The sequence below is a fragment of the Dehalococcoidia bacterium genome (assembly GCA_035574915.1).
GTDB lineage: Bacteria > Chloroflexota > Dehalococcoidia > DSTF01 > WHTK01 > DATLYJ01.
Genome location: DATLYJ010000081.1, coordinates 1 through 22,577, shown reverse-complemented (window position 1 = coordinate 22,577; position 22,577 = coordinate 1). Strand labels below are relative to the sequence as shown.

The window sequence follows — 22,577 nt, the reverse complement described above, 5'->3', positions numbered from 1 at the left end:
TTGACGGCCCGCGGTCCTGGCTCAGTCGACCGGTGCGACGATGCCGGATGCCGCCTGGATCGGCACCGCGAAGCCGAGCCCGATGAAGACACTGCTCCCTGTGGGGTTGATGATGCCGGTCACGATGCCTACGACCTGGCCGTTCATGTTGACCAGGGGGCCGCCTGAGTTTCCGGGGTTCACCGCGGCGTCGAACTGGATCATGTTATCGAGGACCTGGCCGGTCTCCTCGACCGTGAAGCGGCGGTTGAGGCCGCTGACGATGCCCAGGGAGGCGCTGCCCTCCAGCCCGAAGGGCGCGCCGATGGCCATCACCCGTGTCCCCTGGGAGACGCCGCCTCCGAGCACCGCGGGCTGGACGCTGTTCGGCAGCCGCGCCACCTGGACGACGGCCAGGTCGCGCTCCGGCTGCTTCTGCGTGACCGTGCCCGTGGTAGTCGTGCCGTCGTGGAAGCGGACCGTTACCGTGTCCGCCCCGGCGACGACGTGGTAGGCCGTGAGGATGCTGCCATTCAGGTCGAACACGACACCCGCGCCGAGGCCGCGGCTGGGATTCGGGCCCAGCGCGTTCTGCTCCTTCGTAATCAGGACCACGGCCGGGCGGACAAGCGCATAGACCTGGGGCTCGATCGGGGGACTTGGGGTGACGGAGGCGATCTGCTCGCTCGCCAGGCGGCGTATGTCGGCGTCGTCGTAGCGGCCCTCCTGGGGGTCGAGCTGCAGGTAGGTGAACATCGCCGCCAGCGCGAGCGCGCAGCCAGCAAGCATGGCCAGCGGCATGCGCAACCTCTCGGGAATCCTGACCGTCGGCAGTGGTCGCCTCCAAACGCGCCGACGAGGCCGCAGCCTCGTCCCACCATGGTAACGCTTCCAACGCTCCGATGATCCCGCGCCGCGGGGCCTCTCGGCCCCTTACCTCGCAGGAGCTACGGAATGAGCTTAGCCGCCGGCCGCGAGCCCGGCCGTTAAGGCGCTGCAAAGAAGATGTAAATCCTCATGCCGGGACTTGACTGGTCGAAGGCGCGCCAGCGTCCTATAATTCGTCCGTAGGCGGAAGTAGCTCAGTGGTAGAGCACCTCCTTGCCAAGGAGGGGGTCGCGAGTTCGAATCTCGTCTTCCGCTCCACAACCGATTAGGCGCACGGCTCCAGATTCAGAATCGGCCCCGGGCGGGCGACATGAATCGGCGCCGTGTTTTCATCTGCAGGCAGCCGCCACTGGCCGCCGCCCGGACCACCCTCTCGCACGGACAAGACGCCCGCTCGCCGCGCCGTGACACCAACGTGCGCAACCCGCGCCCTGTTCAACGGGCCCGGAGGTCTCGCTCAAGGCCGCTGGCCTCATGCTCGATGTTGGAGTGATGCTCCCTGAGCGCTGCTTCGCGCGCAGCAGGGTCGGACGGGAGCGGGCTGATGCCTGAGAAGTCAATGGGCCTCCACCTGCCGTCCGGCCCGATCAGTCCCTGGCACTCTCCACTGTAGTAATACCCGAGGTGTACCAGCGCCGATGCGTAGTTGCGGACATCACGCGGCGCCTGGGCGCTCAGGGCCGACAGGGCAGCCGCCGCCTCCGTCGCAGCGGCCTCGTGGCCCGGCGAGCCCGGAGCCTCCAGCGAATAATTCTCGGTGAAACCGCCTGGGACCCGACCCATTGCGAACGCCAGGCCGTCCTCGACCTCCACCACGCCGTAAAAGGGCGGGCCGATCCCCGTGGTCGCCGCCGCCTTTGCGCCCGCGACCTCCCTCTCGAAAGTGTCGCGCGCATCTACCGGCAGCACCTTTACCACGGCGTCCACCACATCACCTCTCTCAGTTCGCACTTCCGTCGCGAACGCACCCGCGCCGAGTGTCGCCCCGGCCGTGGAACCGATGAATCCTGAGGCGCCGAGAGGGTTCGTCCGGTCAAGGTCGCCCACGACCTCCGCCCGCTCGGACCTGTCGGGCGCCGGCCGCGTGTCCAGGGGCCCGAGCGCGGTGAAGTCAAACTCTCCTTCACTCAGTCCGGGGAACAACCGGTCCGGTGGTTCCCCTGCGCCGCCTCCGGGAGGCGCCTCTTCATGGGCGGTGGTGAGCGCGGCCTCAGCAGCGGCGGCCGGGTCTCCTGTTCCAGCCGGTACGCCCTCGGCAGCCATGACCGGCTCTACCGGCAAGGGGGCCGTGCCGGTGTCTGTCTCGCTTGCAGCAGGGGCGCCGGCCTCGCCATCGGCGCCCTCGCCACCTCCACCGGACGCGCCCGTCTCCTCCGGCCCTGACGTTTCGCCTCCCTCGGCCTCGGGCCCGGCGCCGCCGCTGGCGGCGCCGATCTCTCCTAGGGTCCCGATCGTCGCCTCTCCCAGTGACCGCGCAAACCGCGCGCCTAGCCTGCCGATAAACTGACCTGCACTCATGTCGCCGCGGCCGCTGAATGCGGCGACCTCATCCGCGGTCCCCGACACCATGCTGCTTACTGCCTGCGCCTGCAGCGTCGGCAGGATGCGATCGCGGATGGGGATGTCTTCGAGCCCCAGCGTCATTCGGCCGGACACGCCCCCCGCGAGCGTATTGCCCACGGTCCGCACGACGATGTCCGCGAAGGCATCCTCCGTCAGCCTCGCATCCGAAAGGGCCGCGGACAAGGTTTCGGTGGTCACCGCCTTCGCGCCCTCCGTCAAGGCACCCGCCAGGAAGCCGCGCGCAGTACCCAGCCGCTCCATAGCCTTGAGTCCTTCTGCTGCCGGGCCGATGGCCGTTCCAACGCCGGCGCTGGCCGCGGCGACGATCAGCGCCTTCGCGTTTTCTTCGCTGACAAGTTCGTATTCCCTCCCGAGGAGCGCCTCTCGAGCGAACATCCCAGCGATGGCGGCGCCGATAGCCACCGCCATGGACGCGCTCGCCGCCCCGCCTGTCGCCACCGTGAGCGCGGCGGCGGCCAGCAGCTCCACAGCTTTGGAGAGCCCCTCGGCGATTGCCGCCTTCAGCTCGCGGAGTTCCTGCAGCCGTTCCAGGTACTGGCCATACTCGAATGCCGCCAGTTCGTTCAGGGACGTCTTGCCGGTGAGGGCCATCATCCCTTCCAGCTCGGCTGGCGTGGCGGTCGTAACCATAAATCGAAGCCGCTCCAGCGACTCCTGCTCGACCTCGACCGTGTCTTCCCCGGTCAGGTGACCCCAGTCACGGGAGAAGTCGGTCAGAGCCTCGTCCAGCAGACCGCTGTGCGCGGCCTCGTGACGGCCCTCGGCGCGTTCCAGCAGTTCCTCGGGAGTGGAGGCGGGAGCCAGGAAGTCGCGCATCTCCCAGGTGGCCGACGACTCCTCGTAGCGCTCGCTTACCCAACCCAGGAGCTTCTCGATATCGCTCTCTTCGGGACGGTCTCCAAGCCCCTGGATGGACACGAAGGTCGAGATGATCTGGTTGCGGCGGGCGGCATCCAGGCCAGGCGACTTGAGGAACGCCAGCGCCCGGCCGCAGTCATCGTTACCCGTGCCCTCGTCGAACTCGATCTTCAGCCGATGGGCTCCCTTTTCGCTGTCGGAATAGTCACGGTTAAGGAGGACCGCCGAGCGACGGAAAGGCGTGCCCGAAGTGACCCTCTGGGCCACGAATGGATTGAAACTCACTGTTCAGTGCGGTCGAGGCGATCCAGCAAATCTGGAGCGCGCGCATCCGCCGCGCTGAGGCAGAGGGCCGAGCCGACCTCGCCGAGACCTATCGCAGCGAGTGGCAGGCGGCTCAGGACATGATCCGCCCCATCGTCAACGACGAGATGGATGAAGAGGGGCTCGAGAATCTACGGGTCCGGCTTCTCCTGGCCGGGCCTCTCCAGCCGGCAGAGCCCCTTCGGCGGCTGCGCGCAGGTAGGCCATATGCATTTGGAGGCGCAACTCCTCGTCCGCAAAAACCTGCTCCGGCGTGAGCGCGGCCGTGCCCGCTGCCCCCTCGGTCCCGGTCGGCGCTGCACCGGCAGCGCTCTCCGAACGCAGGCGCCCGTTGTCAATGGCGGCCAGCGCGAAACCCGCATCCTCGCCGGAGAGCTCGCTCTCGATCGCGGTTCGCAGGTCCACGCCCGCGGCATCTTCGAACAGGTCGGAGGGGCGGCTCACGTTCCAGCCCTCGTCCGTCTTCACGAAGCGGTCCCACTCTTCCTCCAGCCTCGCGAAGGCGTTCGGGTCGTCCGAGGCAGCGATGCGCTGGAGCCTTCCAATCACCGCGTCGGTGTTAGTGCCCGTGATAGCCACGCTGTCAAAGTAGAGTTGCTCGGCTTCAGTTGTGGCGTGGTCTAGGAGGGAGAGCGACTTTTCCAGTTCCCAGCCTGACTGGTCATTGATCAAGTCGGCGCGCAGAGTGCCTTCACCCAGGTCCCAGTAGTCTGCCTCGTACTGCTCCGCAAGCGCGGGGCGGTTGGCTACAGGGACCGAAGCGAGGATCCGGTGTATCTCGGCATCGCGTGTCCCGGACGGCAGGATGGCGCGGGCAAGGGCGACATGCAGGTCGTGCTTGTGCCCATGCAAGAAGTAGGCGTAGGCATCGATAACCTGCTCGATTGAGAGCTGGTCCTTGAGGTAGCTCCAGATCGAGCCATGCTCCGCCTCGAAGGCGCTTTGTACGTTGTAGCGGTCCGGGTGCGCGCGCCGTAGCGCGCTCATCACTCCCGGCACGTCGTTACTCCAATTCAGAGAGTCGTAAATCTCCGCCGCAAGGTCTTCGGGCGCTTCCTCGCGCTGAAGGACCAGGAGTTGCATCGGCGCCCGGGGCCTTGCTGCCGGCGCCTTGAGCAGGGTCCGGGCGCAGGATGGCCCGCCCCGAGGTAAGGAATCGGGCGAACTCAGCGTTTCCCAGCGCCCGCTGCAGGTCTCGCGCCCCCCGCCCGGCGAAAGCCAGGTTGGGCGTTCTGGGGACCGCGGGTTCCAGCCCGGGAGGCTGGCGTAGCCGCTGTCGGTTGGCCCCGCCAACTCTTGACCGGTCCGCTCTCCGCCTTGGATTCACGGAGGCACACTCGCGCGAGACTGGATTGAAGCCGGCCGCAGTCTAGCGAGGAGACATTTCCTAAGGGTTGACACTTTGTTGATCGCGTCCCACGCGGTCCCCACGGGGAAACGATGGTGCTGTCCATCGAATCGGGCGGGCCGAGACCGGCGGGCCAGTTATCCGGAGCCATGGCGCAAACATGGGCAGGAAGCCCCAGTTGGAATAGCCACGGCGTGAAGTAGCGCGGCGGCGCCTGGTCGGCGGGGCCCAGCTCCCGCCACCAACTGGGGCCACGCCAGGGGCTGCTCCCATCCGCCTCTCGAGGACGGCCGATGGCCGCCGCGTGCTTAGCCGAGTTTCTGGCGCACGGCGGCGCAGAACTCGTCGCTCGTGGCCGTGCCGCCCTGATCGGGCGTCAGCACCCGGCCCTCCGCGTACACGGCGGCGACGGCGCGCTCGAGCGCGGACGCCTCCTCCCGTAGACCAAGGTGCTCTAGCATCATCGCCGCGGAGAGCAGCGTCGCCGTGGGGTTGATGATGCGCTTACCTACGATGTCGGGTGCGGTGCCGTGCACCGGCTCGAAGTAGGCGAAGTCGTCGCTGTAGCAGGCGCTGGGCGCAACGCCGAGGCCGCCAACGAGGGCCGAGGCCTCGTCCGAGAGGATGTCCCCGTAGAGGTTGGGCAGAAGCACCACGTCCAGGTCATGCGGCGAGGCAACGATGCGCCGGGCGAAGTCATCGACTATGTAGTCTTCGTATTCGACCTCCGGATACGCCTTCGCGACCTCGCTGGCGACGCGGCGGAACAGGCCGTCGCTCTGCGGCAGCATGTTGTACTTGCAGGCCACCGTGAGGCGGCCGGGCTTACCCTCGGCCTTGCGTCGCAGCGCCAGCCGGCAGGCAAACTCGGCGATGCGCCTCGTGTTCTCTTCCGTGATCACCTTGAGAGCAAAGCGGCCGCCCTCCTCCGGTATCGGCCGGCGCGTGAGACGGTTCACGAGGCCCAGCGGCTTCAGCACATCGAGCTCGCCTTCGACGCCCACGTACATGTCCTCCATGTTCTCGCGGACGATGACGAAGTCGATGCCCTCGGGATGGGCCAGCGGGCTCTTCGCGCCGGCGATGTACTTCACCGGACGCAAGTTCGCATAGGTGCCCTTCTGCCAGCGCAGGTAGCCCAGCGCCGGGGTCTTGCCGCTGGTCGAGCCGAAGAGGGTAGTGTCGCAGGAGTCGATCGCCTCGCGGCATACCTGCGCCCAGCGCTCGCCATGCCTGGCCTGCCCCTCCTCTCCCGAAGGCAGCTCGACGTACTCGATGTCGAGCTCCATGGCCTTCAGGACGCCCAGGGCGGGGAGGACCGCCTCGGGGGCGGCGTCGTCGCCGGGGATGACGCAGACGCGCTTCGTCACGCTAGAAGTTCTGCGGCACTGGCGTCGGCCGCGTGTCCGCCGGGAACTGGCGCTCAGGCGGCGGCTTGATGCCCTGCTCCTCCAGCATCTTTCGCAGCAGGGGCTGCAGGCCGCCGGCGCGCAGGATCTCGTACGGCGGGCTGCCCTCCGGGAAGCCCTCGGCGGTCAGCGACCCGCCCGTGCGCAGATTGCGCACCTCGCCGGTATCGACGTTCACGTAGAGTTGGTCGCCCTCCTCGACCAGGCCCGTGATCCCGGGACAGATCAGCGCCGGGAAGCCGATGTTCACCGAGTTGCGCAGGAACAGGCGTGATACCGACTCCGCGACCACGCAGGTGATGCCGAGGTCGCGCAGCATGCGCGCCGCCGGCCTGCTCGAGCCGCAGCCGAAGTTCTTGCCCGCGACGACGATATCGCCCTGGCTGACCTGCTCGGCCCAACCCGGGCGGTTGGCGCGCATGCAGTACTTGAGGCGCTCGGGCCCGCGCACGTGGCCCCAGGTTACGTCGGCGGGCTGGATGAGGTCGGTGCTGATGTTGTCGCCGAACATCCAGACCTTGCCTGTGAACTCCATCGTGCTCATTGCCTCGCTCCTGGTCTCGAGATGAGGGTCTTCTCCCCTTCGACGGCCATGCAGGACTCCGCGCCGGCCTTACAGGTACGGCCGCGGGTCCGTGACGTAGCCCGTGAGCGCCGAGGCCGCGACCGTCGCCGGCGAAGCAAGGTACACCAGTGACTCCGGCGACCCCATGCGCCCCTGGAAATTGCGGTTGTTCGTGCCGATGCAGACCTCGCCGTCGCCGAGGAGGCCCTGGTGGGCGCCGGCGCAGGGCCCGCAGGTAGACGCCGTAATCATGCAGCCGGCTTCGGCCAGCGTTTCCCAGATGCCGTTCTTCGCGCACTCCAGCCAGATCGCCTGCGAAGCCGGCGTCACGATGCAGCGCACCCAGGGCGCAATCTTCTTGCCCTTGAGCACCTTAGCGGCCATCGCGTAGTCCTCGGTGCGGCCGTTCGTGCACGACCCGAGGAACGCCTGGTCGACCCGGACTCGCATCGCCTCGACCTCGTCGGCCGGCTTGACGTTGCCCGGGTCGTGCGGGCAGGCGACCTGCGGCGCCATGCCCGTCACGTCCACATCGTAGACGGCCTCGTAGACGGCGTCCGGGTCCGGGCTGGCAGGGTTAGGCTCGCGCCATATGCGGCCCTTTAGCCACTCCAGGGTCACGTCATCGCACTCGAAAATGGCGCACTTCGCGCCCAGCTCGACGCCCATGTTCGACATCGAGAAGCGGCTGCCGAGACTGAGCTGGCTAACCACCGGCCCGCCGAACTCGATGCTCTTGTAGATGGCGCAGTCTGTGCCGTAATCGCCTGCGATCTTCAGGATGATGTCCTTGCCGACGCACCACTCCGGGAGCTTGCCGACGATGTTGAAGCGGATGGTCTCCGGCACCCGCATCCACAGGCGGCCGGTGACCACCACGTACGTCAGCTCCTCCATGATCGGCACGCCCATGGCGTTGAAGCAGCCGTAGCTGGTGGAGTGCGAGTCGATGCTGACGATGAGGTCGCCGGGGACGCAGTAGCCGTTCTCGGGAAACAGCTGGTGGAGGATGCCATGGCGGCCGTACTCGAACCAGTGGTTGAGCTGGTACTTCTCCGCCAGCCGGCGCATCTCTTTCGTCGTCTGGGCACGGGCGGGCGTGGGCGCCGGCGCGAAGTGGTCGTCCACCATCCACACCTTCTCCGGGTCGTAGACCTTCTCCACCCCCAGCGCCTCGAGGCCGGAGGGCGGCCCGATGAGCCCGGTGCCGTCGACGTCGCACCACACGTACTCACCCGGCTTCACGACGTCACGGCCGGCGTGCCTCGCCAGGATCTTCTCTGCAATCGTCATGCCCATGACTCAGCCCTCATGCGTTGACACGAGACTCCCGCGGCGCTTCCGGGCCTCGGCGATCAGCGCCGGCACGACCTCGAACAGGTCGCCGACAACGCCGACGTGGCTCATGCCGAAAATCGGCGCCGAAGCGTCCTTGTTAATCGCGATGACCGTCTGCACGCCTCCGATGCCGGCGAGGTGCTGCGCCGCACCCGAGATGCCACAGGCCAGGTAGACTCGCGCGTTGATCTCGCGCCCGGAGGCGCCGACCTGGCGCTCGTGCGGCATCCACTCGAGGTCGACCAGCGGGCGCGAGCAGGCGACGACACCCCCCAGGACGTGCGCCAGCTCCTCGATCAGCGCCAGGTTCGCCGGGTCCCTGATCCCGCGACCCACGCCGACGACGACATCGGAACGCGTGATGTCCCCCTCGCCCATCTGAGGCGCTATCGAGTCGACTACCTCCGTGGCCAGCCCGTCAAGGTCAGGCAGCTCGACGCGCTCGATGTCCGCCTCGTGCGCTTCCTGCTTCGCCGGCGCTCCTCTGCGCGCAAGGGTGACGACCGCCGGCAGCGCCAGGGACAGGCCGACCTGCCAGGCGCCGCCATAGACCAGCCTCTCCGCGGCCAGCCTCCCGTCGCGCACGCAGACCTCGACGCAGTTCGATGCGAGTGGCCGGCCGAGCCTGGCGGCGACCCACGGCCCGACTTCCATGCCCTGGAAGGTGTGCCCGCAGACCAGCAGGTCGGGCGATAGCCGCCGCGCTACGTCCTCGACGGTGCGACAGTACGCCTCGGGGTTGTAGCTCGCCAGGGCTTCGTGCTCGCAGACCAGGAGGCGGTGCGCGCCCGCCCGGGTCAGAGCTGCTGCGACTCCCGCTCCAGGCCCCTGCAGGGCAAGCAGGGAGACGCGCGCGCCGGGCGAAACGGCCCGCGCCAGCGCGACGAGCTGGTGCGTCACCGGCTCCACCTCCGCGGCGCGATGCTCGGCGACGACCAGGATGTCGAGGGCTGTCATCCTCGTAGTGCCCCTTCGATGAGGTCGAGGAGCGCCGCCGCCACCTCTTCCGGGCGTCCCGACAGCATCTCAGCCACCCGCAGCTTTGCCGGCGCGCCGATGCTCGCAAGCACGGTCCGGCCGGCGTCGACTCCCAGTGCTGCGGGCTGGATGCTGCGCGGCGGCATCCGGCGCGCCTGGAGCACCTTCGCCGTGGGGGCGTAGGTCAGGCGGCAGATGCCGGATTGGACCGCGACTACGGCCGGGAGGCGCAGCAACAGCCGCTGGAAGTGTCCGCCTCCCATCTCCTTGTCCACCACGAGCGCCCCTTCCGCCGGCTCTATTGCCGTCACGGACATCGCGAAGGGCCGGTCGAGCAGGGCAGCCACAGCCGGCGCCACTGCCGACGCCATCTCGTCCCGTGACTCGACGCCCGTCAGCACGAGGTCGAAGGCGTTCTCGCGCACGTAGGCGGCGATCAGGCGCGCGACCGTCAGCGGGTCGTCCGTGTCGCAGTCGATGCGCACGGCGTCGTCACAACCCTTCGCGACGGCCTGGTAGAGGACCTCGCTCGCCCGCAGCGGCCCGACCGTGAGGGCGCGCACCCTGCCGCTTAGCGTCCTCTTCAGCCGGACGGCCTCGTCGATGGCGTAGTCGTCGCACTCGTTGATGATCGGGGCGGCGCTCGCGCGCTCGAAGGCCGGGCCCGCTGGCCCATCGCGTGCTCGCGGCGGTTCGCGTTCGACCGCCTTCACGCAGACTAAGGTGTCCAGGGCTCCCTCCCCAGGGCGCGCCTTGCTGCGTTGGTGCCGGCTATGCGCCCCGTTACGGCGCCGCGCATGAGGCCGGAGGCGCCGGGGTAGTTGAAGTAGAAGAAGCCGCCCGTGAGCTCGCCCGCGGCATAGAGGCCGGGGATCACGTTGTCCTCCGTGTCGACCACCTCCCCGCGGCGGTTGATCTTCACGCCGCCGTACGTGAATGTCAGTCCGGCGGTCACCGGGTAGCCGACGTACGGCGGGGTGTCCAGCTTCTGGGCCCAGTTCGTCTTATCAGGCTGAAGGCCGTAGGTGCGCTTTCCGTCCTTCACCCCGACCCGGAACTCCGTGGAGTCGTCGCAAGAGGCGTTGTACTCTTCCACCACCTTCGAGAGCTTCGCCGGGTCGAGCCCCAGTCCTTCGGCGAGCTCTTCGATCGTGTCGGCCTCCACCGGCACGCCGGTGGCGTAGTACAGGGTCTCGATGTGGGGGATGCCCTTCTGGTCGAAGATCTGGAAAGCTAGCCGGTGGGGCTGGTCCTGCACCAGGCTGCCGTACTTCGCGTAGGTGTAGGGCATGAAGTCCTCGCCCTCGTCCGCGAAGCGCTCGCAGTTCTCGTTCACCATGATCCCGTACATGTACGATGCCCGGCGCGTGTGGTCCGTGAGCTCCAGCGAGCCGAATTTCGGCGAGTTCGCGTCGACCGGCGTCGTGTGGCCGAAGCTCCACTGGCCGATAGGTTGCGCGCCGAGCTCGATGGCCATCATCAGCCCCTCGCCGGTGTTGTACTTCGTGCCGCGCACCACCACCTCGTCCCACTTCGGCCCCATGTAGCGGACGCGCAGCTCCTTGTTCGCCTCGAAGCCGCCGCAGGCCAGCACGATCGATGCCGCGTGCAGGTCACGCACGCCGTCGGGGTAGCGCACCTTTATGCCGGTCACATTGAGGCTGTCGTCGGTGACCAGCTTCATGCCCTTGGCCTCGTAATGCACCGGGATGCCGAGGCGCTCGGTGATCTCGAACTGGCACTCGCTCATGCCCAGGCCGGCGCCCTTCGACCGGATCATGGAGTTGATCCGCGCCCGGCGCCCGTGCTCCATCGCCCTCCGGATCTGGCCGAATTCCCACTGCATGCCCATATCCGTCATCCAGCGCACGGTCGGATAGGACTGCGTGACCAGCAGCTCGCTCAGCTCCGGGTCGGCGAGGCCCTCTGTGACTCGCATCAGGTCGTTGTAGAAGTCGTCCTTGGTGTAGGGGATCACCTCGAGAGCCTCGGCCTCCGCCGGGCTGAGGTCTGGCATCAGCGCCGCAACGTCTTCGAAGGAGTTGTAGGCGAAGCGCACCGCGCCCGTCGTAAAGCGCGTGTTCCCGCCGCGCAGGGCGACCGGCGCCTTCTCGAGGACGACGACGTTCGCCCCCTCCTGCTTCGCCGCCCATGCGGCCGTGAGGGCAGCGTTTCCAGCCCCCACCACGATCACGTCATAGTCATTCTGAGCCATTGATACTCCTGCCCTGCCTGAGCTCCCGTAGCCGTCCGAGGTGTCCTAGTCGGACACTGCCAGCGCCATCATCAGGTCCTCGACCCGCCTGAGCGATTCGAGCCGGCTGATCATCTCATAGGAGGCCTGGACCTGCTCCTGCCGGAGGATCCTGGATGCGCAGTCGCGATACTTCGCCTCCAGCTCCTCCCACGACAGCGGGTCCGCCGCGCTGCCATGCTCGACGAACACCTCGCCGCTCAGTTCGCTGCCGTCGCGCAGGCGCACGGTCACGGCCGCCGGTTGCGGTCCGCGCTCCTCCCGGGGCGCGTATACCACCTCCACGCGCCGCAGCAGCTCCTGCGCTTCCGGCCGTCTCACGGCCTCGTCCTCGAACGAGCGAAAGCGGACCGCGCCGTCCAGAACCGCCGCGGCGACGCAGTACTCCAGACTGAACTTGCCCTCCAGGCCCGTCTGGGGCCTGTGGTGGATCAGCGCCGAGGTGGAACCTTCCGGGACGCGCACGATGATTTGACTGACTTCGTCCCCGGCCACCGGCCGCGCGCCTGATGCCTTCAGAGTGGCGTCCAGCGCCCGGTGGGTCATGTAGCAGCAGGGGTACTTCTTCACGCTGATCCCCGGCGTCACGATGTCCCACGGCTCCCCGAAGTCGCCGAGGCCCTCCGGACGGAAGTCATCCGCGGGAGAGAACAGGGCGCCGAAGCCGAGGGGCGCTTCCACTATCTCCGGGTCGGCCGTGAAGCCCCCGGCGGCCAGCAAGGCGGACTCGACCCCGGCGCGGGCGGCGAGGCCGGCGTGCAGCGGCTTCGTCATGGTGCCGAAGTTCTGGCGGCTCCCCGACGCCATGGAGGCGGCGATCCCGAGGGCGTGGCGCGTCCGCTCGCTACCGAGGCCGAGGAGGTTCGCGCAGGCGGCGGCCGCCCCTAGAGAGCCGAGCACGGAAGTAGCGTGCCAGCCTCTGCGGTAGCTGCTGGGGCCCAGGGCGCGCCCGAGCTTGCACTCGACTTCGAAGCCGCCCGCGAACGCTGTCAGCACCGCCTGGCCGGAAAGCCCCAACTTCTCGGCGATGGCGAGCACGGCCGGCGCCAGCGGGACGCTCGGATGCCCTCGCATGCTGCCGTTGACGTCATCGAAGTCGAGCGCGTGGCCGAAGGCGCCGTTGCTGAGCGCCGCATAGGCGGCCGAGGTGCGGAGCCCGGAGCCTACGACAGTGGCCTCCGGCGACGCCGCCAGCGAGCGCGCGTACTCGAAGACGATGTCACTTCCCTCTTCGTGCACGCCCGCTAGCATGACCCCGATGGTGTCGAGGAGGGCGCGCTTGGCGCCCAGGACGACATCCGACGGCAGGTCCTCGAACTCCAGCGACGAGGCGAACTCCGCGAGGCGCTCGGTAATGCCCTTCATGTGTTCTCCATTTCCCGCGGCCCGCCCTACAGTTGCTTGAACTTCGGGTGCGTCCGGTCGAGCCAGAGGTAGAGCGACCCCTCCTGAGGCCCGGACGCCGTCGCGACCCACGTCCGGTAGACACCAAGGTTCATGACGAAGGGCCAGGTGAGGCTGTACGTGTAGCTGTATCCCGGCATCGGGATGTCGTACATCTTGTCGCCCAGATAGCGCTGGTAGTCCTTTACCTGCTCGACCTGCTTCTTGTGGTCGAGCTCGCGCCGGAGCCTCGCCGCCATCTCGTTCAGCTTGGGGTCGATGCCCGACAGCGGCTGGCCCTCGACGTACCCGGGCTCGGGCTGGCCGCCCGCGCCCCTCCCCACCGGCGCCCCTACACGCGCGAACTCCTGCGTGAGGTGCGCGATTGGATGCGAAGTCGGCGAGGCGATGCTGGCCGAGATGCCTTTGAAGAGGTTTCCGATCGAGTAGATGGGCAGGTGCTCCGTGTTGTAGTCGGTGATGTTGGTGCGCAGGCGGATGCCTGCCTCGCGCATCATGCCACTGAGGACTTCCCAGCGGTTCTGCCAGTCGGTGCCGTAGAAGGCGCCGCTGATGTAGCTCAGCTCCGAGTCGATGCCGTTCGGGTGGCCGGCAGCCGCCAGGAGCTTCTTCGCTTCGGCAATGTCGTGCTGGAACCACTTCGAGGCGGACCCGAATTCCTTCGGGTCTTTCGGGTCGATCCACCACCCGTCCCAGCCTCCCGTAATGTGAGAGGACCAGCGGTTGGAGAAGGGCAGCCCTTCGGCCTCGAACTGGTCGGCGTTGCCGAAGATGCGGTCGAAGCTGTCGCGGTCCCAGGACATGGACATCGCCCGGCGGACGCGCTCGTCCAGGAACATCTTGTTGTCAGGATGGTTCCAGCCGAAGTGAGCCCGCCGCCAGATCGTGCTTAGCGATTCCGAAAGCCTGAGCAGGAGCTCCGGGATGTCCTTCTTCGTCTGGACCACGTCCTCCTGCCGCACCACGCTGGTGAAGATCGTCCCGGCCCGGAACTGGGACACCGCGGCCGCGTACTCCGGCAGGATGTAGATGTCGTACCCGTCGACGAAGGGGAGGTCCTTGCGGTACCAGTTCGGGTTCTTGCGATAGGAGAGCGAGAGCGACTGCTGGTAGTTCGTGACCATGTAGGCGCCGGAGCCGCGCACGGTCGATTTCGGGTCGAAGCCGCCATCCGCTTCCTGCGGCTGGATGTAGAGGTCTTCGTTCGAAGCCAGCAGCGGTTCCAGGATCGCGAAGGGGAATGCGAGCCTGAACTGCACCGTCCGCTCGTCGATCGCGGTCGCGGACATTACGGGGGCATCGGGGTTGGCCTTGTTTGCGAGGCGCGCCCTGGTCCGGCCGACCGTCTCGTACTTGTTCCAGCTGAATACGACGTCCCGGGCGGTGACGGCGCGGCCGTTGGTCGGAGGCCGCGGGTCCCACTTCGCCTCTGGCTTGAGCTTGACGACCAGCGTCAGGCCGCCATCGAGAAGCTCCCATGACTGGGCCAGGTCGCCCTCGGGCTCTCCGCGCGCCGGCTCCATGTGCCCGGGCTTCATCTTCAGGAGCCGGCTGTAAGCGAAGTCGCCGACCAGCGTATAGGTGTTGGTCGAAGTCGCCTGCAGCACGTCGAAGCCGGGGACGTCCAGCGTCGCCCTCGTCTGGATTACGCCGCCCGGCTTCGCCTCCTTCGTCGTGTCGACAGGCTTCGAGATCACGCCGCCTTCGTCCTGCCCCGACGAAAGACGCGCCGTGCTCCCGCCGCCGCAACCGGCGAGGCTTATCGCGGCGATCCCCGCGCCGGCCGCGCCCGCCCCGGCGAGCAGGCGACGCCGGCTGGGCCGCTGTCGTATGATCCGCTCCCAGTAGTCGCTCATCTGACGTCTCCGGTCTTGAGGGGTGCCGAATGATAAAATGTCCGCACATTGCTTATCAACCCCTCAAATAGATTCAAAATGACGAGGCCAAATCGATGCCTGCGCTAACCGGTATGCGCGTTCTGGACATGACTCAGTACGAGGCGGGGACCTCGTGCACGCAGTTCCTGGCCTGGCTCGGGGCTGACGTCGTGAAGATTGAGTCGCCGCAGGGCGACCCGGGCCGCATCGCCTTTCGTCGTGGCACCTCGGACTCGCAGTACTTCCTGAACTACAACGCCAACAAGCGCAGCCTCGTGCTCGACCTCTCGAAGCCAGAGGGCCGTGACATCTTCTGCCGGCTCGTGCCGCGCTTCAACGTCTTCGTAGAGAACTTCGGTCCCGGGGTGATCGAGAAGCTGGGCATCGGCTACGAGGCGCTCAGAAGCCTCAACCCCTCGATCATCTACGCGCGCATCAAGGGCTTCGGCGGCAGCGGCCCCTATGCCGACTACAAGGTCTTCGACCCTCTCGCCCAGGCGGCTGCCGGCATCTTCTCGGTGACCGGCGAGGCCGACGGACCGCCGACCCAGCCGGGCGCAACTCTTGCCGACTCAGGCACGGGCGCCCAGATGGCGCTGGCGATTACAGCCGCCTTCGTCCAGCAGCAACGCGAGGGCGTCGGCCAGCTCATCGACATGTCCATGCAAGAGGCGACGCTCACCTTCATGAAGACGAGGCCCGTGACCGAATGGAACAGCGGCCGGCCGGCCCAGCGTCGCGGCAGCGCCGGCGGCGCGCCCACGGGCATGTACCCTTGCGCCCCCGGCGGGCCGAACGACTACATCTACATCCACGTCGCCACCACGCGCATGTGGGACGCGCTTTGCGTGGCCATCGGCAAGCCTCACCTTGCCGACGACCCGCGTTTCGCCACCGGCCGCTCGCGAATGGAGAACGCGCGCCTGCTCCGGACCGAGATCGAGGAGTGGACGATGGCGCGCTCGAAATTCGAGGCCATGCACGAGCTGGCAGCCGCGGACGTCCCCGTCAGCGCCATCTACGACACCGTCGACGTCTTCAGCGACCCTCACCTGCACGCCCGCGGCTTCTTCCAGAAGGTAGACCACCCCGAGGCGGGCGAGGTCCTGCTCATGCGCTCGCCGCTGCGCCTGCCGGAGTCGGAGGTGCCCCTGGTGCGCCCGCCGCTGCTCGGCGAGCACTCCGCAGAGGTGCTAACGCAGGAGCTTGGCCTGACGGAAGCGGACCTGCAGGACCTGCGCGAGAAGTGCGTTATTGGCGGCCCGCCCGCTTAGCGGCTTTTCACCGAAGGCTTCCTGACGTCGGCCGCGCGCAAGGTCAGCACCGCAACCGTCTTCTCACGGACCGGACTGTAAGGGGCGCGCTCGGCAGGCGCCAGCAGGCGCCGGGGGTTGAGCGCTGCAGCGCTTTGCGTATTCTTAAGGCCCGCTGAAGCTACGCCACGGAGGAGACACGTACATGGGCACGATCAATGGCGCGACGCTGCTGGCCCGCAGCCTGAAGCAGCAGGGCGTCGACTACATGTTTGGCATCGTCGGCTTTCCCGTGCAGCCCGTTGGTAACGCCGCCCAGCGGGAGGGCATCCGCTACATCGGCATGCGTAACGAGCAGGCCGCCTCCTACGCCGCCCAGGCCGCGAGCTACCTCACCGGCCGGCCCCAGGCCTGTCTCGTCGTCTCGGGCCCGGGCGTCATCCACGCCCTCGCCGGCCTGGCGAACGCCAAAGCCAACAACTGGCCCATGATCCTCATCGGCGGCGCCAGCGAGACTCACCACAACGGCATGGGCGCCTTCCAGGAGGAGGACCAGGTCGCGGCCGCAAAGCCCTATGCCAAGTACGTCCATGCCGTCGAGCGCGTCGACCGCATTCCCTTTTACGTAGAACAGGCCGTGCGCACCTCGCTCTACGGAAGGCCCGGCGCCGCCTACCTCGATATGCCGGACGACATCATCCTGGGCGAGGTCGAGGAGGAGTCCGTGACGCCGGCCGCGACCGTCGGCCCGCCGCCGCGGCCCCAGGCCAACGAACAGGACGTGGCCGCGGCCCTGGCGGTGCTCAAGAAGGCGGAGCAGCCGCTCATCATCGTCGGCAAGGGCATGGCCTGGGCTCGGGCCGAGGCCGAGGTGCGCGAGTTCGTCGAACGGACGCAGGTGCCCTTCCTGCCGACCCCCATGGCCAAGGGCGTCGTGCCGGACAGCCACCCCCTCTCGGTCGCCGGCGCCAGGACCTACGCCCTGCAGAACGCGGACGCCGTCGTGCTCCTGGGCGCCAGGCTCAACTGGATCCTGCACTTCGGCCTGCCGCCGCGCTTCCGGCCAGACGTAAAGGTGGTCCAGCTGGACGTCAGCGCCGAGGAGATCGGCACCAACGTGCCGGCGGCCGCCGCTCTGGTCGGCGACGGCAAGGCCGTGCTGCGGCAGCTGAACGCTGCCCTGGAGGAAGACCCGTGGCAGTACCCGCCGGAGACCACGTGGCGCACTAGCCTGGAGCGCCGCGTGCGCGAGAACCGCCTCGAGATCGAGTCGATGATGAACGACGACTCCACGCCCATGAACTACTACCGCGCCCTGCGCGACATCCGCGACGCCATGCCCGATGACGCCATTCTCGTCGCAGAGGGCGCGAACACCATGGACATCAGCCGTTCGGTCCTCGACCATGACGAGCCGCGCCGCCGCCTCGACGCCGGCTCCTACGGCACCATGGGCGTCGGCCTCGGCTTCGCGATCGCCGCTGCCGTTACGAACCCCGGCAAGCGCATAGTCGACCTCCAGGGCGACTCCGCCTTCGGGTTCAGCGGCATGGAGGTCGAGACGGCCTGCCGCCACAAGCTGCCGATCACCTTCATCGTCATGAACAACGGCGGCATCGGCGGCGGCTTCATCGAGGGGCCACGGCCGGACCGCCAGCCGCCGCCATCGATGTTGTCCTGGGACGCGCACTACGAAAAGGTGATCGAGGCTTTCGGGGGCGCCGGCTTCTACGCCGACTCGCCGGACAAGCTGATGCCAGCCCTCAAGCAGGCCATGGCCGTCGAAGGCCCATCGCTGGTGAACGTCGTCATCCATCCGCGGGCCGGACGCAAGCCGCAGGAGTACCGCTGGCACAGCACTTGACCGCGGCGAGAGGGCTCCGGCCCGCAAGGCGCCTGGACTCGCTCGAGGAAGCCTGCCTGGCATCGGCAGCGCAAAAGCGCCGCCTCAGGGACAGAAGCCTTGAGGCCGACGCCGTTGCTCGGCGCGAGGCTCCCGAAGAGGTACGGGCGCCGGGACGTGGCGGAAACTTAACATAGGCGAAACACGCGCCGATTACACTGAAAGAGAAGGAATGCCCTCCTGGAGGTCCCCGCATGGCCCTGGACGAAGAAGACATCCGCCAGCTCATACTCTCCCGGCTCGACTCCGGTGAGTGGTGGCTGCTGGTCGACATCGGAGAAAGCGAGTTGGCGCGGATAATACAGGAGCGCCACTACGCCTCCGACGCCCGCGAGGACTTCGAGATGATCTTCGGCCCGCAAATGGGCTACTTCCATCCCGTCTTCTACCTCATGCGCAAGTCGAGGATGTCTGCCGCCGAGTTGGCGAAGTGCGTAGCCGACGCCGGCGGCGAGGCCCTTCCCGTCTCTGCCTACGAGCAACGGCCCTGGCTATTCGCGCCGCGCAAGACCGCGCCCGCGGTGCTCGTCGAGCGCTTCTACGAATGGCTGTCGCAAGGCCGGAGCATTCAGGCGGCGCGCGCATCCAACGCCTGAGCACTCCACCCGGTTCCGCCCGCCAGCCACCCCGGCCTGTCAGCCGTCCCCCTGGCGTTATAGTCTGGCCATGAAGCGCGTCCTCAGCTTCCTGGCCCGGGTCCTCCTTCTCCATGCGCTTGTCGGCGGCCCCCTTGTCCTCGTGCGCTGGGCGCTCGAGACAGCGGGTCTGACCAGGGCGCCGGCGGACGCGAACGAAGTCCGCTTCGTGTCGCTCGGCGACGGCCTTGTGATGCGGAGCACGGCGGCCGCGTTCCGCGGCGGCTCCATCGCCTGGTGCTTCGGCGGCCTGGTGCTCGACCTGCGGGACGCCACGCTGGCCGCTGGCGGCGCCGACCTGAGCGTCGTGACCCTGATGGGCGGCACCGTGGTCATCGTGCCCGCCACCTGGCCGGTCACGCTCGCCCACAGGAACATCCTTGGCGGCGCCCAGCCATCGCCCGAGCCGCAGGACGCCAGCGGCCCGGAGCTGCGCATCAAGGCGACCACCGTCATGGGCGGCCTCAGGATCGAGCGCCGGGTGCCGGGCAGCAGCGGGACCGCGGCCGCCCCGGCCAGTCCGAAAGCAGGGTAAGCGCGGCGCCCGCCCTTGGCTCGAGGCGCCGGGAGTACCTCCCGCGACCCCTACTGGTTCGTCATCACCACCGTGCCTGCGGCGGCGAAGAAGCCCGCGGGCCCGTGCGCGATGCTGATCTCGACGTCGTCCAGCTGCGCGTCTGCCTCGCCGCGGAGCTGCCGCACGCTCTCCTGGAGCGCGAACATGCCGTACATGCCCGTGTGAGTGTAGGAGAGACCGCCGCCGTTGGTGTTAATCGGCAGGTCGCCTCCCGGCGCCGACCGCATCTCCGCGAAGAACGGGCCGCTCTCGCCGGGCTTGACGAAGCCCAGGGACTCCAGCGCGTACATCGGAGTATGGACGAAGGCGTCGTACAGCATGAGATGGTCGACGTCCTTGCGCTCTATGCCGGACAGCCGGAAGGCCCGCTCCGCTGACTTCGCGAAGGCCTGCGACTCCGTAAAATCGCGCATCGAACTGATCATCACGTTTTCGGCGCCCTCGCCCGTGCCCAGCACGTATACCGGCTTCTTGCGCGCGTCCCGTGCCCTGTCCGCCGTAGTCAGGACCAGGGCTCCGCCGCCGTCGGTCACCAGGCAGCACATCAGGAGCCGCACCGGCCAGGCGATCATGCGCGAGTTCAGGACATCCTCGACCGTAATCGGCTCGCGCATCATGGCGCGCCTGTTCTTCACCGCCCATGCCCGCGTCGCCACCGCAACGGACGCCAGCTGCTCCTCGGTAGTGCCGTATTTGTGCATGTGCGCGACTATCGGCACGGTGAAGGTCGAGGGCGGGCCGAAAGCGCCGTAGATCGCCTCGAACTGCGCCGCCATGTTGGCGCCGCCGCCGCCGCCAAAGCCGCCGACGCCGACGCGCGACCGGCCGCTCTCGCCGTGGGCGATGAGCACATAGTTGCAGTAACCAGCCTCCAGCGCCGCCACGGCGTGCGCCACGTGGATCATGTATGACGACCCGCCCACCGACGTGCCGTCGATGTAGGAGGGCACAATACCGAGATAGTCCGCGAGCGCGACGGGCGACGCGCTGGCCGACGCGACCCCGTCGATCTGGTCCTTGGTCAGGCCGGCGTCCAGGATGGCGTTCCGGGCCGCGTTCGCTGCCAGTTGCAACGCCGACATGTTCGGGATCACGCCGAGTTCGTCCGTTTCGGCCGCCCCGATGATCGCAACCTTATGTCGCAGGTCCGTAGGCATCTCTAGCTCCTCGCTGGCCGGAACTTCGGGATGGCCACCTGGTCGTTCACGTCGTCAAACACGACCTCCAGTTCGAGGCCGACGGGGAGGTTCTCCGGCTTTGGCTCCACCCCGACGACATTCGACATCAGGTGGGGCCCTTCCGCCAGCTTGACGATGGCTATCACGTACGGCGCCTCGGCTTCGAATCCGGGCGCCGGCCGGTGGTTGATGACGTAGGTGTGCAGGGTCCCGCGGCCGGAGACCCGCGTCCACTCCGTCCGGTCGGACAAGCAGTGGGGGCAGTACGGCCTGGGATAGAAGTAGAAGCGGGAACAGTCCTGGCAGCGCTGGATCATTAGCTCGTGGCGTTTGCAGGCCTCCCAGAAGGGCTGCGTCTCAGGTGTCCACTGCGGGATTGGTTTCGGTCTCTGCGCTGTCACCTCTACTCCTTGCTAGCCCCTAGTCACCCGGCCGGCGGCGCGGCCCTCTCATCCTGTCCGCGGCAGCCGCCGGTCCCGCACGATCTCGGTGAGTATGCCGAGGGCGGTGCGCGGGTGAAAGAAGGGCGCGCTCTCCGGCCCCACGTCCCCGCTCTCCATGATCTGCTCCAGGCCCAGCTCGCGCAGCCGGCGCGCGTCTTCTCTCGGGTCGTCGGAGGCGTAGCAGAGGTGGTGGAGGCCGGGGCCACGCCGCGCCAGGTACCGCGCGATGCCGCTTGTGTCGTCCAGCGGGATCAGCACCTCCACGTCCGTTTCGCCCAGCGGCGTCTTCACGAAGAAGATGCGCGTGTTCCCGGGCCGGTAGTAGTTGCCGTCCGGCAGCGATGTCCGGTCCTCATTGATCGCCAGGCCGAACTGGTCCAGCAAGAGCCCGCGCGCCACGTCCCAGGACGGTGCGACGATGCCGATGTGGTCTACCCGCGTGAACATGGTGGCCCATTCTAGTACAGAGCGCAGAGTTTCCGGGTGGATTGCCGCAGGCAGCGGGCTGCTCGCCATGGCCGCTGGCGGGGCGGCGGCTCCGCATTCCCCGCCTCTCGCCCTCAGCGCTCCACGCTGGCCTCCGCTATCATGCCCGCACCGAGAACGACCGAGGTGAGACGATGGCCCTTCCCTCCCGAGCCCACGTGATCACCGGTGGCTTCCCGCCGGGCGCCTCCGCCGGCCACGACCACGATTACGCCCGCCTGCGGATCCTGGAGCTCCTGCGCGACGCGGAGGTCCGGGCCAGTGTGGGCAACGACTTCCACGAGATCGGCAAATGGCTGGACGTCAGCCGGCTGCTGATCACCTACGTCGCCGGGCCCTATCCCGACGAGGAGCAAAATCGCTTCCTCAAGCAGTGGATTGCCGCGGGCGGGCGCTGGCTGGCGCTGCACGGTACCGCCGGCGGCCGCGCCGTCCGTACCGGCGAAGGGCGGCGGCGGCGCATGGTCAAGACCTCTCACCATGAGACGCTCGGCGGGTTCTTCATCAACCACCCGCCGGTCCGCCGCTTCCGCGTCGACGTCGCCGGACGCGACGGCATTCTCACCAGGGACCTGCCTGAGTCCTTCGAGACCGTGGACGAGCCTTACATGATCGAGCTGCAAGACCCGGGTTCGACGCGCCTGCTGCTGACCGCGGAGCTGGGGCCGGACTCGTCGCCGCCCGGCTTCGGTTTCCTGTACGACGAAGATACGGCGCTACAGCCCGACGGCAAGACGCGGGTGCTCGGCTTCTCTCGCGACCTCGGCGACGGCGGCGTCACCTACATCGCGCTGGGCCATTGCCACACGCCGGACACCAACAGCCAGCCCTTCGTCGATAGCAGCGTCGACCCCGAAGGCAAGACACCGCCGGTGCTGCGAGTCACCTGGGAGCAACCGGCCTTCGTGACGCTCCTCCGCAACGCCATCGAATGGGGGATGGGACGCGCCTAGGCCGTGGCCGCGTGCTCCTCGATGTGACGGAAGATCGGGTCCTCTGTGAAGTACTGGTCGTACGTCCGGCGGCCGACGAGCATGCGGATTTCGCCCCGCTTTTCGCCGTCTGCAGCCAGCGCCACGATGCGCACCTTCGCCAGGTCGCCGCTCGGAGCCGTCCGGTAGACCTCGTATGCCGCGGCGCCGGTCCCCTGGATGGCGCTAATGCCGTCGTCCAGCAGGGAGACCTTGACCTTGCGCACGGCTTCTGGACGTATTCGCGGTAGCGCCTTGCCCTCGACCACCGGCGTGAGCTCAAGGATGGCGTGGCGGTCGAAGAACATCAGCAGGTCGTGCAGGC

20 protein-coding genes and 1 tRNA gene are annotated in these 22,577 nt (G+C 67.9%); 6 read left to right on the top strand and 15 right to left on the bottom strand.

The annotated features are described in order from the left end of the window. Window positions 1-21: 21 nt before the first annotated feature. Window positions 22-780 (bottom strand): trypsin-like peptidase domain-containing protein, encoded by a 759-nt coding sequence (locus VNN10_07895; protein HXH21937.1) that lies wholly within the window; start codon window positions 778-780, stop codon window positions 22-24. 270 nt (window positions 781-1,050) lie between these two features. On the opposite strand from VNN10_07895, the gene VNN10_07890 reads away from it, so the two are divergent. Continuing rightward, window positions 1,051-1,125, top strand: a tRNA-Gly gene (locus VNN10_07890). 177 nt (window positions 1,126-1,302) lie between these two features. On the opposite strand, the gene VNN10_07885 is transcribed toward VNN10_07890, so the two are convergent. The 10 genes from VNN10_07885 to VNN10_07840 all read right to left on the bottom strand — a co-directional run bounded on the left by VNN10_07885 (window position 1,303) and on the right by VNN10_07840 (window position 14,785). Further along, on the bottom strand, window positions 1,303-3,576 hold the full coding sequence (locus VNN10_07885) for a hypothetical protein (GenBank protein ID HXH21936.1): 2,274 nt from the start codon (window positions 3,574-3,576) through the stop codon (window positions 1,303-1,305). Window positions 3,577-3,729: 153 nt separating this feature from the next. After that, window positions 3,730-4,716: a hypothetical protein gene (locus tag VNN10_07880; protein HXH21935.1), complete on the bottom strand. Its 987-nt coding sequence runs from the start codon at window positions 4,714-4,716 to the stop codon at window positions 3,730-3,732. Window positions 4,717-5,289: 573 nt separating this feature from the next. Next, window positions 5,290-6,351, bottom strand: coding sequence for an isocitrate/isopropylmalate family dehydrogenase (locus VNN10_07875; GenBank protein ID HXH21934.1), 1,062 nt, complete (start codon window positions 6,349-6,351; stop codon window positions 5,290-5,292). A gap of 1 nt (window position 6,352) precedes the next feature. Continuing rightward, window positions 6,353-6,934: a 3-isopropylmalate dehydratase gene (locus VNN10_07870; GenBank protein ID HXH21933.1), complete on the bottom strand. Its 582-nt coding sequence runs from the start codon at window positions 6,932-6,934 to the stop codon at window positions 6,353-6,355. 69 nt (window positions 6,935-7,003) lie between these two features. Next, window positions 7,004-8,254, bottom strand: a complete 1,251-nt coding sequence (locus tag VNN10_07865) for a 3-isopropylmalate dehydratase large subunit (protein ID HXH21932.1) — start codon at window positions 8,252-8,254, stop codon at window positions 7,004-7,006. Between the two features lie 3 nt (window positions 8,255-8,257). Beyond that, a complete protein-coding gene (locus VNN10_07860) occupies window positions 8,258-9,250 on the bottom strand; it encodes an electron transfer flavoprotein subunit alpha/FixB family protein (GenBank protein HXH21931.1) in 993 nt (330 codons plus the stop codon). Continuing rightward, window positions 9,247-9,984, bottom strand: coding sequence for a hypothetical protein (locus VNN10_07855; protein ID HXH21930.1), 738 nt, complete (start codon window positions 9,982-9,984; stop codon window positions 9,247-9,249). Before VNN10_07855 ends, VNN10_07860 begins: the two co-directional genes overlap by 4 nt. Before the next feature lie 5 nt (window positions 9,985-9,989). Next, window positions 9,990-11,486 carry an FAD-dependent tricarballylate dehydrogenase TcuA gene (tcuA, locus tag VNN10_07850; protein ID HXH21929.1) on the bottom strand — a complete coding sequence of 499 codons (1,497 nt, stop codon included), beginning with the start codon at window positions 11,484-11,486 and terminating at the stop codon, window positions 9,990-9,992. Between the two features lie 45 nt (window positions 11,487-11,531). Continuing rightward, entirely contained in the window at window positions 11,532-12,890 is a 1,359-nt protein-coding gene (locus VNN10_07845; GenBank protein HXH21928.1) for an MmgE/PrpD family protein, read from the bottom strand. A gap of 26 nt (window positions 12,891-12,916) precedes the next feature. Then, window positions 12,917-14,785, bottom strand: a complete 1,869-nt coding sequence (locus VNN10_07840; protein ID HXH21927.1) for an ABC transporter substrate-binding protein — start codon at window positions 14,783-14,785, stop codon at window positions 12,917-12,919. A gap of 95 nt (window positions 14,786-14,880) precedes the next feature. On the opposite strand from VNN10_07840, the gene VNN10_07835 reads away from it, so the two are divergent. From VNN10_07835 to VNN10_07820, 4 genes are all read left to right on the top strand, one after another. Beyond that, the gene (locus VNN10_07835; protein HXH21926.1) at window positions 14,881-16,080 is read left to right on the top strand and encodes a CoA transferase; all 1,200 of its coding nucleotides are present in this window, start codon (window positions 14,881-14,883) and stop codon (window positions 16,078-16,080) included. Window positions 16,081-16,264: 184 nt separating this feature from the next. Then, the gene (gene oxc, locus VNN10_07830) at window positions 16,265-17,923 is read left to right on the top strand and encodes an oxalyl-CoA decarboxylase (protein ID HXH21925.1); all 1,659 of its coding nucleotides are present in this window, start codon (window positions 16,265-16,267) and stop codon (window positions 17,921-17,923) included. Between the two features lie 233 nt (window positions 17,924-18,156). After that, window positions 18,157-18,558, top strand: coding sequence for a hypothetical protein (locus VNN10_07825; GenBank protein ID HXH21924.1), 402 nt, complete (start codon window positions 18,157-18,159; stop codon window positions 18,556-18,558). A gap of 70 nt (window positions 18,559-18,628) precedes the next feature. Further along, window positions 18,629-19,132, top strand: a complete 504-nt coding sequence (locus VNN10_07820) for a hypothetical protein (GenBank protein HXH21923.1) — start codon at window positions 18,629-18,631, stop codon at window positions 19,130-19,132. Between the two features lie 50 nt (window positions 19,133-19,182). On the opposite strand, the gene VNN10_07815 is transcribed toward VNN10_07820, so the two are convergent. From VNN10_07815 to VNN10_07805, 3 genes are read right to left on the bottom strand one after another with little or no spacing between them, the layout of a single operon-like run. Then, window positions 19,183-20,331, bottom strand: coding sequence for a thiolase (locus VNN10_07815; protein HXH21922.1), 1,149 nt, complete (start codon window positions 20,329-20,331; stop codon window positions 19,183-19,185). A 2-nt stretch (window positions 20,332-20,333) separates the two neighbouring features. Next, window positions 20,334-20,753: a Zn-ribbon domain-containing OB-fold protein gene (locus tag VNN10_07810; protein ID HXH21921.1), complete on the bottom strand. Its 420-nt coding sequence runs from the start codon at window positions 20,751-20,753 to the stop codon at window positions 20,334-20,336. A gap of 48 nt (window positions 20,754-20,801) precedes the next feature. Continuing rightward, window positions 20,802-21,242: a VOC family protein gene (locus VNN10_07805; GenBank protein ID HXH21920.1), complete on the bottom strand. Its 441-nt coding sequence runs from the start codon at window positions 21,240-21,242 to the stop codon at window positions 20,802-20,804. A gap of 173 nt (window positions 21,243-21,415) precedes the next feature. Here VNN10_07805 and VNN10_07800 point away from each other — a divergent pair, with 173 nt between their 5' ends. Further along, a complete protein-coding gene (locus VNN10_07800; GenBank protein ID HXH21919.1) occupies window positions 21,416-22,234 on the top strand; it encodes a ThuA domain-containing protein in 819 nt (272 codons plus the stop codon). On the opposite strand, the gene VNN10_07795 is transcribed toward VNN10_07800, so the two are convergent. Next, window positions 22,231-22,577, bottom strand: a 347-nt coding sequence (locus VNN10_07795) for a hypothetical protein (protein ID HXH21918.1), incomplete at its 5' end; no start/stop codon positions are given. The genes VNN10_07800 and VNN10_07795 overlap by 4 nt on opposite strands.